Source organism: Cohnella herbarum (genome assembly GCF_012849095.1).
GTDB lineage: Bacteria > Bacillota > Bacilli > Paenibacillales > Paenibacillaceae > Cohnella > Cohnella herbarum.
Genome location: NZ_CP051680.1, coordinates 4,044,171 through 4,057,193, shown reverse-complemented (window position 1 = coordinate 4,057,193; position 13,023 = coordinate 4,044,171). Strand labels below are relative to the sequence as shown.

At 54.4% G+C, this 13,023-nt stretch carries 11 protein-coding genes; all 11 read left to right on the top strand.

Annotation, left to right across the window (positions count from 1 at the left end; all coding sequences use genetic code 11):
* Positions 1-185 precede the first annotated feature (185 nt).
* The 11 genes from purE (at position 186) to purH (ending at position 12,989) form a co-directional block, all read left to right on the top strand.
* Complete coding sequence (gene purE, locus HH215_RS17325; RefSeq protein WP_169281054.1) at positions 186-674, top strand: 5-(carboxyamino)imidazole ribonucleotide mutase; 489 nt, start codon at positions 186-188, stop codon at positions 672-674.
* Positions 671-1,987 carry a 5-(carboxyamino)imidazole ribonucleotide synthase gene (gene purK, locus HH215_RS17320; RefSeq protein WP_169281053.1) on the top strand — a complete coding sequence of 439 codons (1,317 nt, stop codon included), beginning with the start codon at positions 671-673 and terminating at the stop codon, positions 1,985-1,987. Before purE ends, purK begins: the two co-directional genes overlap by 4 nt.
* Positions 1,988-1,993: 6 nt before the next feature.
* Complete coding sequence (gene purB / locus HH215_RS17315) at positions 1,994-3,289, top strand: adenylosuccinate lyase (protein ID WP_169281052.1); 1,296 nt, start codon at positions 1,994-1,996, stop codon at positions 3,287-3,289.
* Between the two features lie 38 nt (positions 3,290-3,327).
* Positions 3,328-4,209: a phosphoribosylaminoimidazolesuccinocarboxamide synthase gene (locus tag HH215_RS17310; RefSeq protein ID WP_169281051.1), complete on the top strand. Its 882-nt coding sequence runs from the start codon at positions 3,328-3,330 to the stop codon at positions 4,207-4,209.
* Between the two features lie 396 nt (positions 4,210-4,605).
* Entirely contained in the window at positions 4,606-4,848 is a 243-nt protein-coding gene (gene purS / locus HH215_RS17305; protein ID WP_169281050.1) for a phosphoribosylformylglycinamidine synthase subunit PurS, read from the top strand.
* A gap of 7 nt (positions 4,849-4,855) precedes the next feature.
* A complete protein-coding gene (gene purQ, locus HH215_RS17300) occupies positions 4,856-5,563 on the top strand; it encodes a phosphoribosylformylglycinamidine synthase subunit PurQ (RefSeq protein ID WP_169281049.1) in 708 nt (235 codons plus the stop codon).
* A gap of 12 nt (positions 5,564-5,575) precedes the next feature.
* On the top strand, positions 5,576-7,831 hold the full coding sequence (gene purL / locus HH215_RS17295; protein ID WP_169281048.1) for a phosphoribosylformylglycinamidine synthase subunit PurL: 2,256 nt from the start codon (positions 5,576-5,578) through the stop codon (positions 7,829-7,831).
* A complete protein-coding gene (purF, locus tag HH215_RS17290; RefSeq protein ID WP_169281047.1) occupies positions 7,828-9,324 on the top strand; it encodes an amidophosphoribosyltransferase in 1,497 nt (498 codons plus the stop codon). Before purL ends, purF begins: the two co-directional genes overlap by 4 nt.
* Before the next feature lie 405 nt (positions 9,325-9,729).
* Positions 9,730-10,776 (top strand): phosphoribosylformylglycinamidine cyclo-ligase, encoded by a 1,047-nt coding sequence (purM, locus tag HH215_RS17285; RefSeq protein WP_169284438.1) that lies wholly within the window; start codon positions 9,730-9,732, stop codon positions 10,774-10,776.
* A complete protein-coding gene (purN, locus tag HH215_RS17280) occupies positions 10,773-11,426 on the top strand; it encodes a phosphoribosylglycinamide formyltransferase (RefSeq protein ID WP_169281046.1) in 654 nt (217 codons plus the stop codon). Before purM ends, purN begins: the two co-directional genes overlap by 4 nt.
* Before the next feature lie 15 nt (positions 11,427-11,441).
* Entirely contained in the window at positions 11,442-12,989 is a 1,548-nt protein-coding gene (purH, locus tag HH215_RS17275) for a bifunctional phosphoribosylaminoimidazolecarboxamide formyltransferase/IMP cyclohydrolase (protein ID WP_169281045.1), read from the top strand.
* Positions 12,990-13,023: the final 34 nt, after the last annotated feature.

Here is a 13,023-nt window from a genome sequence, read left to right as displayed (position 1 = left end):
GCGTTCTGCTTATTCGTAGTAGAGAGCTTAAAGGCCGATTGGGGAATACTTACGGTATTCCCATCGGTCTTTTTTCGTTTTATCGGACGATTAGCAAGCATAAGTTGCACGAATTATTAATGAGAAGATGGCAACGCGTTGATCTTGACTGGAAGAAAACATTGCAGCTGGGGAAGGGTGGAATCATGTCGTCACTTGTCGGCGTCATCATGGGAAGCACGTCGGATTGGGAAACGATGAAGAAAGCGTGCGAGGTGCTCGAGGAGCTTGACATTCCATACGAGAAAAAAGTCGTCTCCGCTCATCGGACCCCGGATTTAATGTTCGAATATGCCGAATCCGCCGTTTCGCGCGGGTTAAAGGTTATTATAGCCGGTGCCGGCGGTGCCGCCCATCTTCCGGGCATGGTCGCAGCCAAAACCGTTCTGCCCGTCATCGGAGTGCCTGTTCAGTCGAAGGCCCTGAACGGGCTAGATTCGTTGCTGTCGATCGTGCAGATGCCCGGCGGAATTCCGGTAGCGACGGTAGCGATCGGGACCGCGGGCGCTACGAACGCGGGATTGCTGGCAGCGCAGATGATCGGTTCTTTCGATCCGGAAGTACAGGCCCGGGTAAACGCCCGTCGCGACCGGATTACGCAAGAAGTATTGGAAAACGGAGAATTGCCATCATGAGCTACGGGGATACAAACGGGAATATCAACGGAGATGCAATCGGGAATACAAACGGGAATACAAACGGAGAAAAATTAGTGAGTTTGTTCGGCGGAGAAGGCGCTGTATGCGATGCGTTCGGATGCGAGATCGTCGGCGTCGACGAGGGAGCGGCTAGTTCGCAGCCTCGAACGATCTTGCCTGGAGCGACCATCGGCGTGCTTGGCGGCGGGCAACTGGGACGGATGTTGGCGCATGCGGGCAACCGTCTCGGGTATCGGTTCGTCACGCTTGATCCGACTCCCAATAGTCCTTGCGGACAGACGGCTTCCCAGATCGTAGCGGCTTATGACGATCAAGAAGCGGCACGCGAGCTGGCGAAGCGCTCGGATATCATTACTTATGAATTCGAGAACGTCGATGCGGGAGTAGCGGCTATGTTGGAGAAGGAATCTTACGTACCGCAAGGCAGCGCGTTGTTGTATACGACCCAGCACCGTCTGCGCGAGAAACGCGCGGTCGAAGCGGCGGGCGTGAAGGTTGCTCCTTATGCCGAAATCGTCAGCTTGGAAAGCCTTCGCGAATCGGCCGCTTTGTTGGGCTTGCCAGCCGTGCTCAAAACCGCTACCGGCGGTTATGACGGCAAAGGGCAATGGGTATTGCGAGCCGAAGACGAATTAGAGCCGGCTTGGAACGAAGCAAGCCGAAGCGGTACGCAGCTCGTGCTTGAGAAATTTATCGTGTTCGACAAGGAAATTTCCGTGATCGCGGCCAGACGGCCTTCAGGCGAAGTGAAAACTTTCCCGCCCGCGGAAAACGTCCATGTTCATAATATATTGCACTTATCTATCGTTCCGGCACGTATCGACGATTCGGTGCGACGCGAGGCGGAGAAGTTGGCCGTATCGATAGCCGAGACGCTCGGCGTCGTCGGACTCATCGCGGTCGAGCTGTTCTTGACGGCCGACGGACAATTGTACGTCAACGAATTGGCGCCAAGGCCGCATAATTCGGGCCACTATACGATGGAAGCTTGCCGGACTTCCCAATTCGAGCAGCATGTGCGGGCCATTTGCGACTTGCCGCTCGGCGACACGGCTTTGCTATCGCCGGTCGTCATGGCCAATATCCTCGGCGAACACATGGAACCGCTGCTAGCTTGGATGGCGGATCATGATGCCGAAGCGGAGAGGCTGGGAGTTGAGCCGAAGGTTCATCTTTACGGCAAAGCCGAGGCGAAACATAAACGAAAAATGGGACACCTGAACGTGCTCGCCCCTAACGTGGAAGCGGCCCTGGAATGGATAACCCAATCGAATATATGGAGGGTCTAAACAACCATGTTAGAACGTTATAGCCGCCCCGAGATGAGGGCCATTTGGACGGAAGAAAACAAATTCAACGCTTGGCTGGAAGTCGAATTATGCGCATGCGAAGCCTGGGCAGAGTTAGGCCATATTCCTCATGAAGACACGGTGGAGCTTCGCAAGAACGCCAAATTCGACATCGATCGCATCAACGAAATCGAGCTCGAAACCCGCCATGACGTCATCGCCTTTACTCGCGCGGTATCCGAAAGCTTGGGCGCGGAACGCAAATGGGTTCATTACGGGCTGACATCGACCGACGTCGTGGATACGGCTATGGGTTATCTGTTATTGCAAGCTAACGCAATATTGAAGAAAGACATCGAGAACTTCATCTCGATTGTTCGCGATCAAGCGATTAAATACAAAGACACTCCGATGATGGGCCGTACGCACGGCGTTCATGCCGAGCCGACGACTTTCGGATTGAAACTGGCATTGTGGCACGAAGAAATGAAACGCAACTTAGAGCGGTTTGAGCGCGCTGCGGACGGCGTTCAATTCGGTAAAATGTCCGGCGCCGTCGGCACTTACGCGAATATCGATCCGGCTGTTGAAGAGTTCGTATGTCGGAAGCTGGGGATCAAGGCGGCACCGATCTCGACACAAACGCTGCAACGCGACCGCCATGCGGAATATATGGCGACTTTGGCGTTGATCGCGACTTCGATCGACAAGTTCGCGACGGAAATTCGCGGCTTGCAGAAGAGCGAATTCCGCGAAGTCGAAGAGCCGTTCGGCAAAGGCCAGAAGGGTTCGTCGGCAATGCCGCACAAGCGCAACCCGATCGGTTGCGAGAACATGAGCGGCTTGTCCCGCGTTATTCGCGGACATATGTTGACCGCGTACGAGAACGTTCCTCTGTGGCACGAACGCGATATCTCCCACTCCTCCGCGGAAAGAATTATTTTGCCGGACGCGACGATGCTTCTGAACTATATGCTTAACCGTTTCGGCAACATTGTGAAGAACTTGACGGTATTCCCGGAAAATATGAAGCGCAATATGACTCGTACTTACAATGTGCCTTTCTCCGGCCGCGTTATGACGAAGTTGATCGACAAAGGCTTCAGCCGCGAGCAAGCTTACGATACGGTTCAACCGCGCGCGATGCAGGCGTGGGAAGAACAACGCGACTTCCGCGATATCGTGGAGTCGACGAAGGAAATGACGGATGTGTTGTCCGCCGAGGAAATCGCGGAATGCTTCGATCCGACATGGCATCTTAAGCACGTCGGTACGATTTTCGAACGTTTGGGATTGAAATAAGGTAAACGGCGGCGGTGAATCGCCCCAAGGAGGCAGACATGACTACCCAAGCTTTGGCTACGGCCGAAGGGCTCGTTAACGCCCCCCTTATTCATAAGGGCAAAGTCCGGGAGCTGTACGATCTCGGAGAACATCTATTAATCGTAGTAACGGACCGGATCTCGGCATTCGATTACGTGCTGGATCCTCCGGTTCCAGGCAAAGGCAGCGTGTTGAACGGCTTGAGCGCTTACTGGTTCGAACAAACGGCGGCGATTCAGCCCAATCATGTCGTTCACACTGACGTAGCGTTGCTGGGAGATCTCGTTAGCGAGCCGGACAAGCTTGCTGGTAGAATCATGGTTAGTCGCAAAGCGAAAAGGATCGATATCGAGTGCGTCGTGCGCGGCTACATTACGGGCGGCGGATGGCGGCAATATCAAGCGAACGGCGAAGTTAACGGCATTAAGCTACCGGAGGGTTTGCATAAGAACTCTAAGCTGGAGCAGCCGATCTTCACCCCGGCGGGCAAGAACGATGTCGGACATGACGAGGACATTCCTTTCGAGGAGATGGCGCGTCGAGTGGGTACGGAGTTAGCCGAAGGTTTGCGGGATCGCAGCCTGAAGCTTTACGAGTTCGGCCGAGACTATTGCGCCAAGCGGGGCATTATCCTTGCGGATTGCAAGTTCGAGTTCGGATTGATCGACGGCGAAATCATTCTTATCGATGAATTGTTTACCCCGGACTCCTCGCGTTTCTGGGCGGAGGAAAATTACAAGCTCGACGTCGAGATCGACAGCATGGACAAAGAGCCGGTTCGAGCCTACTTGTCGGGATCGGATTGGGACAAGAACAGTCCTCCTCCCCCTTTGCCGAATTCGGTAGTAGAAGCGACTACGTCGAGATATCAGGATATTGCTCGCAGGTTAATGAAGTAAGGAATAGCGGACCGGGCAAAGTTGGCTCGGGGCACGAAATAGCGGTGAAAACCACCGCTATAGTGCCGAAAGTCGGGCCGGGGCACGGAATAGCAGTGAAAACCACCGCTATTGTGCCGAAAGTCGGGCCGGGGCAAGGAATAGCGGTGAAAACCACCGCTATTGTGCCGAAAGTCGGGCCGGGGCACGAAATAGCGGTGAAAAACACCGCTATAGTGCCGAAAGTCGGGCCGGGGCACGAAATAGCGGTGAAAACCACCACTATTTTGCACGAAGTGGGCCTCGGGAAGCCAACTAAGCCAAACTAAACCAACTTTATCGCGCTACATTTTCAAGTCGCACATCTACCAACTAACCAACTAATCAAATCCATACCCCATATCAGGAGGAACTCCAATGAAAGCAAAGGTTTACGTAACGATTAAGCAGAACGTGCTCGACCCGCAAGGGAACGCGGTGCAAGGCGCGCTGCATACGCTTGGCTTCAACGAAGTCGGCAAAGTGAGAATCGGTAAATACCTGGAATTGGAACTGGATACGAACGACCGCGCGCAAGCGGAGGAAAAGCTCAAAGTGATGTGCGAGAAGCTACTGGCGAACACGGTTGTCGAAGACTATCGTTTCGAATTGGAGGGCTGAGGCGCTCATGAAATTCGCTGTCCTCGTATTCCCGGGCTCCAACTGCGATATTGACTGTTATAAAGCCGTAGAAGACACGGTAGGCCAATCCGTCGATTACGTTTTCCACACGGCCACCGACCTGTCCGCATACGACGCGATTCTCGTACCGGGCGGTTTCTCCTACGGAGATTACCTGCGCTGCGGCGCGATCGCGCAATTCGCTCCCGTTATGGCGGAAGTTCACAAAGCGGCCGAAGCCGGCAAGTTCATCCTCGGAATCTGCAACGGATTCCAAATTCTTACGGAGTCGGGGCTTCTCCCGGGCGCGCTTATCCGCAACAACTCGCTTAAGTTCCGCTGCCACCAAGTAGAGCTGGTCGTAGAGAACACTAACACATCTTTTACGAATGCGTACAAGCAAGGCGACGTTATCGATATTCCGATCGCCCACGGCGAAGGCAACTATTTCGTAGACGACGAAACATTGGCTAAGCTGAAAGCGAACAACCAAATCGTTTTCCGCTATGCGGGCGACAATCCGAACGGCTCCGTAGACAATATTGCCGGCGTGTGCAACGAAGCGGGGAACGTAGTCGGCATGATGCCGCATCCGGAGCGCGCGGTGAAAGATATCCTCGGTTCCGCAGACGGAGTGAAGATGTTTACGTCAGTACTAAACGCTTTTTTGACGCAGGCAAAATCCGGCGCGGCTAGCAGCGCTCGGGCCAACTAAGGAGGGAACGTAATGGCGCAGCAAGTATCCGCTAAGGAACCAACTGTCGAGCAAATCGCGGAACAGAAAATATATAAGCAATTCGGAGTATCGGACAAGGAATACGACCTTATTTGCGGCTTCATGGGACGTAAACCGAACTACACGGAAATCGGCGTATTCAGCGTAATGTGGTCCGAGCACTGCGCGTACAAAAACTCGAAACCCCTCTTAAAGAAATTCCCGATCACGGGACCTCGCGTATTGATGGGACCTGGCGAAGGCGCCGGAATCGTCGATATCGGCGATAATCAAGCGGTCGTGTTCAAGATCGAATCCCACAACCATCCGTCAGCGGTCGAGCCTTACCAAGGCGCGGCGACAGGCGTCGGCGGGATCATTCGCGATATTTTCTCGATGGGCGCTCGTCCTATCGCTTTGCTTAACTCCTTGCGTTTCGGACGTCTCGAGAACGATCGCGTTCGTTACCTGTTCGAGCACGTGGTCAGCGGGATCGCGGGCTACGGGAACTGTATCGGAATCCCGACGGTAGCCGGAGAAATCATGTTCGATGAAGCCTATGAAGGCAATCCGCTCGTAAACGCGATGTGCGTAGGTCTGATCGACCACGACAAAATCCAACGCGGCGTTGCCAAAGGAATCGGGAACCCGGTGTTCTACGTAGGTCCTGCAACCGGACGCGACGGAATCCACGGCGCGACTTTCGCATCCGAGGATTTATCCGCGGCATCCGAAGCGAAGCGTTCGGCCGTGCAAGTCGGCGATCCGTTCATGGAGAAGCTGGTTATGGAGGCTACTCTGGAGCTGATCGATTCCGGTATCGTACTCGGTATTCAAGATATGGGCGCGGCGGGATTGACTTGTTCGAGCGCGGAGATGGCGAGCAAAGCCGGTAATGGTATGGAGCTCTATCTGGATGAAGTTCCGCAGCGCGAAGAAGGCATGACGGCTTACGAGATGATGCTGTCCGAGTCGCAAGAGCGGATGTTGTTCGTCTGCGAACCACAACACGAGGCGCAAGCGAAAGGGATTTTCGAGCGTTGGGGACTGCATTGCGCGAAGGTCGGCAAAGTATCTGACGATGGTCGTCTGAAACTGTTCCACAAGGGCGAGCTAGTCGGCGATATGCCGGTTCACGCGCTTGTCGACGATTGCCCGATCTACGAGAAACCGTCGCAAGTTCCCGAGTACTATTTGAAAAACGGATCCATCGATACGAACCGCTACGAGCAAGTACTCGACCTGAACGCCGCGCTGAAAAAAGTGCTCGGTTCTCCGTCGCTTGCGAGCAAAGAGTGGGTTTATAATCAATACGATTATATGGTTCGCACCGAGACTGCGGTTCGCCCAGGTTCGGATGCTGCCGTCGTTACGATTCGCGGTACGCGCAAAGGTCTTGCGATGACGACGGACTGCAATGGCCGTTATGTGTATCTTGACCCGGAAGTCGGCGGGAAAATCGCGGTAGCGGAAGCTGGTCGTAATATCGTGTGTTCCGGCGCAGAGCCGCTCGCGATTACGGACAACCTGAACTTCGGCAGCCCGGAAAAGCCGGAAATTTTCTGGCAAATGGAGAAAGCGGTGGACGGCATGGCGGAAGCTTGCCGCGTGCTCGATACTCCGGTCATCGGCGGTAACGTATCGCTTTACAACGAGAATACGCGCGGCGCGATCTACCCGACGCCAGTGGTCGGCATGGTCGGTCTCGTACATGATACGGATCACATTACGACGCAAGAGTTTAAAGCCGAAGGGGACGTCATTTTCCTGCTTGGCGAGACGAAAGCGGAAATCGGCGGCAGCGAATTCCAATACGCGGTTCACGGCGTAACGGAAGGCCGCCCTCCGGAGCTTGATCTGGCTACGGAGCAGAAGCTGCATAAAACGGTGCTTAGCGTTATTCAGCAAGGTCTTGTCGCTTCGGCGCATGACTTGTCCGAGGGCGGGTTGGCAGCAGCTCTTGCGGAAGCGGGCTTCGGTCGCGGACTTGGCGCCAACGTCACGTTCGAATCGAATCTTCGTCCGGATATCGCGTTGTTCAGCGAATCGCAATCTCGTATCCTTCTTACGGCTAAGCCTGAACTTGCGGACAAACTTGTGGTCGCGATTACGCTTGCCGGAGTTCCGGTCGAACGTCTCGGTACGGTTGCGGGCGATCGTCTGAAAGTGAATATCGGAGGGCACGATGCGATCGACGCATCGATCGCCGAGCTTCGCCAGGTGTGGAAACAAGCGATTCCTAATCATATGGTCGGTAATCAAGCATGACACCAAGTGTTGCAAATGGGGGAACAGCAGTGACTCAGCTCTGGACCGGGGACTATTACAACGAGGGCAACGGCAGCAAAGACTCTATTTTCGACAAATTAAAGGAAGAGTGCGGCGTATTCGGGGTGTTCGGTCATCCCGATGCGGCCAATCTATCTTATTACGGTTTGCATGCGTTGCAGCACCGCGGCGAAGAAAGCTGCGGAATCTGCACTTCGAACGACGGCACGTTCCATTACCATCGGGGGATGGGGCTCGTCAAAGAAGTGTTCGACCGCGACATTTTAGAATCGTTAAAAGGTAGTCAAGCGATCGGCCATGTTCGTTACTCGACAGCCGGCGGAAGCGGACTGGGTAACGCGCAACCTCTCGTGTTCAAATATCGCGGAGGGGACTTGGCGGTATGCACGAACGGTAACTTGGTTAACGAGCCGGGCATTCGCAAAGAGTTAGAAGACTTAGGTTCGATCTTCCAGACGACAAGCGATACCGAGGTCATCGCCCATCTGATCGCCCGTTCTCCCAAAAATCTCGTGGAGGCGGTTAAGGACGCTTTCTCCCGCTTGATCGGGGGCTTTGCGTTCCTGATTCAGACGCAGGGTCAATTGATCGCGGCATGCGATTCCCACGGTCTTCGTCCGCTCGTCATGGGGCGCTTAGGCGATGCGTATATTTTCGCTTCCGAATCGTGCGCTTTGGAAACGATCGGAGCGGTCTACGTTCGGGACGTACAGCCGGGCGAACTGCTCGTGCTCGATCAGAACGGCTTGCGGGAAGATCGTTTTGCGCCGATGCAGCGCCGCGCGGTATGCGCGATGGAGTATATCTATTTCGCAAGGCCGGACAGCGACATCTACGGCGTGAACCTGCATTCCTCCCGTAAACGGATGGGGCAGCAGCTTGCGCAAGAGTCGTTCGTCGACGCGGATATCGTGACCGGCGTGCCGGATTCGAGTATTTCGGCTGCGATCGGTTATGCGGAGCAGACGGGTATTCCTTACGAGCTAGGTTTGATCAAAAATAAATATACCGGACGTACTTTTATCCAGCCCTCTCAAGAGCTTCGCGAGAAAGGCGTGAAAATGAAGCTGTCCGCCGTACGCAAAGTCGTCGAGGGCAAGCGGGTCGTCATGATCGACGACTCGATCGTTCGGGGCACGACTTCGCTGCGGATCGTAAACATGCTTCGCGAAGCAGGCGCCTTAGAGGTGCACGTGCGTATAACTTCGCCGCCATTCATGAATCCTTGTTACTATGGCATCGATACGCCGAACCCGGCGGACCTGATCGCTTCCAGCAAAACGGTGGAGGAAATTCGTCAGGCGATTAACGCCGACTCGCTTTATTTCTTAAGCGAGAAGGGCTTGATCGACTCCGTCGGCGGGCACGACGACGAGTATAATCGGGGTTTGTGCTTAGCTTGCTTCAACAACGACTATCCAACCCCCGTCGAGTTCGAAGACGCTAAGCTGACTTCCTGCAGCTGCGACTGACGGGTGAGGGGCCAGGCGAGCTTAATTGAACGAAAGTGGCTCGCGAGTATGAAATAAGGTCGCCGGGCGAGCTTAAATGAGCGAAAGTGGCTCGCGAGAATGAAATAAGGTCGCCGGGCGAGCTTAAATGAGCGAAAGTGGCTCGCGAGAATGAAATAAGGTCGCCGGGCTAGCTTAAATGAGCGAAAGTAGCTCGCGAGAATGAAATAAGGTCGCTAGGCGACCTTAAATGAGCGAAAGTGGCTCGCGAGAATGAAATAAGGTCGCTAGGCGAGCTTAAATGAGCGAAAGTGGCTCGCGAGAATGAAATAAGTTCGCCGGGCGAACTTAAATGAGTGAGAGTAGTGAGCGGGCGAGGAGAGTAAGCCCACCTTGCGTGCCTATAAGTTAAAGGGAGTGAAACCATTGTCCGAAGCGTACAAAGAAGCCGGAGTCGATATCGCAGCCGGCAACGAAGCGGTCGAACGGATGAAGAAACACGTCAAGAAGACGTTCCGTCCGGAAGTGTTAACGGGGCTCGGCGGATTCGGCGGGCTGTTCAGCCTGAACAAAGACAAGTACGAGGAGCCTGTTCTCGTCAGCGGCACGGACGGCGTCGGCACGAAGCTGAAGCTGGCGTTCGCGATGGACAAGCACGACACGATCGGGATCGACGCGGTAGCGATGTGCGTGAACGACGTTATCGTTACGGGCGCCGAGCCGCTTTTCTTCCTTGATTACTTGGCTTGCGACAGAGTCATTCCGGAGAAAATCGAAGCGATCGTTAAAGGCGTTGCTGATGGATGTCAGCAAGCCGGTTGCGCGTTGATCGGCGGCGAAACGGCGGAGATGCCGGGCATGTATTCCGAAGGCGAATACGATATCGCGGGTTTTACGGTCGGTATCGTGGATCGCAAGAAAGCGATCGACGGTTCGACGATTCAAGCCGGAGATGCGGTTATCGGACTAGCTTCCAGCGGCATTCATTCCAATGGGTTTTCGCTCGTTCGCAGATTGCTTCTGGAACAGAGCGGCTATTCTCTGACGGACAAGCCTGCTGAGTTAGAAGGTAAAACCCTCGGTGACGTACTCATCGAACCAACTCGTATCTACGTAAAACAAATTCTTAATTTGTTGGAAAACGTTACGATCAAAGGCATGGCGCACATTACGGGCGGCGGCTTCATCGAAAACATTCCGCGCGTTTTGCCGGAAGGCGTGAACGTGGATATCAACCGCGGCTCCTGGCCTGTGTTGCCGATCTTCGGTTTGATGCAGCAAGCGGGCAACATTACCGATCGCGACATGTATACGACTTTCAACATGGGCGTAGGCATGGTGCTTGTCGTTCCTGCTGAGCAAGCCGAGCATGCTTTGGAGGTAGCGAAAGCGCAAGGCGAGCAAGCGTATCGTATTGGTACGGTCACGTCCGGTTCCAAGATCGTTACGTTCGAAGGCGTTGAATTGCCATGATCGCAAGCAATGGAGGAGAAGGGAAGGCGATAAAGCCTTCCGCTCCGATTAAGATAGCGGTATTTGCTTCCGGCAGCGGGAGCAATTTTCAAGCGTTGGCCGAAGCGGTTCAAGCGGGAAAAATCAACGCGAAGATCGAGCTTGTCGTTTGCGACAAGCCATCCGCCTACGTGCTCGAACGCGCGCGCAGCTTCGAGGTCGAGACGTATACGTTTACTCCGAAGTCGTATCCTACGAGGGAAGCCTACGAGGAAGAGATCGTGGCTAATCTGCAAGAGCGCGGCATTGACCTCATCGTCATGGCAGGCTATATGAGACTTGTCACGAGCGTACTCGTCGAGCCCTACTATGGTCGAATGATTAACGTCCATCCGGCGTTGCTTCCGGCTTTTCCGGGGATCAACGGGATCGGGCAAGCGTTGGAATACGGGGCGAAAATAACGGGCGCAACCGTTCACTTCGTGGACGGGGGCACGGATACCGGGCCGATTATCGCCCAACAAGCGGTGGAAATACGGGATCAAGATACATTGGAAACGCTGGGTGCCCGAATTCAGCAAGCGGAGTATGAGCTGTTGCCCAAGGTAGTCGGCTGGATCGCGGAAGATCGGGTTAGGTTAAACGGACGCAAAGTAACGATAAACAACTGAACGGAGGATTCATTCGTGGCGATCAGAAGAGCGCTGGTCAGCGTCTCGGACAAAACCGGAATCGTGGAATTGTGCCGAGAGCTTGCACAGCAAGGCGTACAGGTAATATCGACAGGCGGAACGAAAACGTTGCTGGAGAAGGAAAACGTGCCGGTCATCGGCATTTCCGAGGTGACGGGATTTCCTGAAATTCTCGACGGACGCGTAAAAACGTTGCATCCGGCCGTTCATAGCGGATTGCTGGCGATTCGTGACGATGCCGAGCATATTAAAGCTATGGAAGAGTTGAATTTGGACTATATCGATCTCGTTGTCGTAAACTTGTATCCTTTCAAAGAAACGATCTCTAAACCGAACGTTTCTTATGAAGACGCGATCGAGAATATCGATATCGGCGGTCCGACGATGCTTCGCTCCGCGGCCAAAAACCACGCCTTCGTTACCGTTGTCGTGGATGCCGGCGATTATGCCCAAGTGCTGGAGGAAATCCGCGGCGGAGGAGATACGACTCTCGAAACGCGCAAGCGCCTGGCAGCCAAAGTATTCCGCCACACTTCCGCTTACGATGCGCTGATCTCCGATTATTTTGCCAAACAACTTGACGATCCGTTGCCTGATAGCCTTACGGTCACTTACGAGAAGGTGCAGGAGCTTCGCTACGGCGAGAATCCGCATCAGAAAGCCGCTTTCTATCGCAAGCCGTTGGCGACGTCCGGGAATATCACGTCCGCGGAGCAATTGCACGGCAAGGAATTGTCCTACAACAACATCAACGACGCGAACGCCGCTCTGGCGATCGTGAAGGAATTCAACGAGCCGGCCGTCGTGGCGGTTAAACATATGAACCCTTGCGGAGTTGGTATCGGTGCAAATATCGACGAGGCCTACGTGAAGGCTTACGAATCCGATCCGACTTCGATTTTCGGCGGCATCATCGCGGCTAACCGGACGATCGGAGCCGAGACGGCAACTCGCTTAGGCGAATTGTTCCTGGAAATTATCATTGCGCCGGAATTCACTCCGGAAGCATTGGAGATTTTGCAACGCAAGAAAAACATTCGTCTAATGCGTATCGGCGAGTTGCCTTCCGCCGCGGAGCGCAATTCGGAATGGTTGGTAACGAGCGTCGAAGGCGGAATGCTCGTGCAGCAAAGCGACGTACACAGCTTGAGCGACGGGGATATCACGGTCGTGTCGGATCGCAAGCCGACGGATGATGAGCTTAAGCAATTGCTGTTCGCTTGGAAAGTCGTCAAACACGTGAAGTCGAACGCGATTCTATTAGCTAGCGACAGCATGACGGTCGGCGTCGGCGCCGGTCAAATGAACCGCGTAGGCGCGGCTCGAATCGCGATCGAACAAGCGGGAGATAAAGCGAAGGGCGCGGTGCTTGCTTCCGATGCTTTCTTCCCGATGGGAGATACGGTCGAGCTTGCCGCTAAAGCGGGAATTACGGCGATTATTCAGCCGGGCGGCTCCATTAAAGACGCGGAATCGATCGCGGCGGCTAACGCCAACAACATTGCCATGGTCGTAACCGGCGTTCGCCATTTCAAACATTAATTGTAGAGTACTCTAATTTGTGCGCCACTGTGCA

What these genes read in the sequence shown, in the direction of transcription:
- purE (WP_169281054.1), top strand. Translation starts at nt 186, where the DNA reads ATGTCGTCACTTGTCGGCGTCATCATGGGAAGCACGTCGGATTGGGAA.
- purK (WP_169281053.1), top strand. Translation starts at nt 671, where the DNA reads ATGAGCTACGGGGATACAAACGGGAATATCAACGGAGATGCAATCGGG.
- purB (WP_169281052.1), top strand. Translation starts at nt 1,994, where the DNA reads ATGTTAGAACGTTATAGCCGCCCCGAGATGAGGGCCATTTGGACGGAA.
- HH215_RS17310 (WP_169281051.1), top strand. Translation starts at nt 3,328, where the DNA reads ATGACTACCCAAGCTTTGGCTACGGCCGAAGGGCTCGTTAACGCCCCC.
- purS (WP_169281050.1), top strand. Translation starts at nt 4,606, where the DNA reads ATGAAAGCAAAGGTTTACGTAACGATTAAGCAGAACGTGCTCGACCCG.
- purQ (WP_169281049.1), top strand. Translation starts at nt 4,856, where the DNA reads ATGAAATTCGCTGTCCTCGTATTCCCGGGCTCCAACTGCGATATTGAC.
- purL (WP_169281048.1), top strand. Translation starts at nt 5,576, where the DNA reads ATGGCGCAGCAAGTATCCGCTAAGGAACCAACTGTCGAGCAAATCGCG.
- purF (WP_169281047.1), top strand. Translation starts at nt 7,828, where the DNA reads ATGACACCAAGTGTTGCAAATGGGGGAACAGCAGTGACTCAGCTCTGG.
- purN (WP_169281046.1), top strand. Translation starts at nt 10,773, where the DNA reads ATGATCGCAAGCAATGGAGGAGAAGGGAAGGCGATAAAGCCTTCCGCT.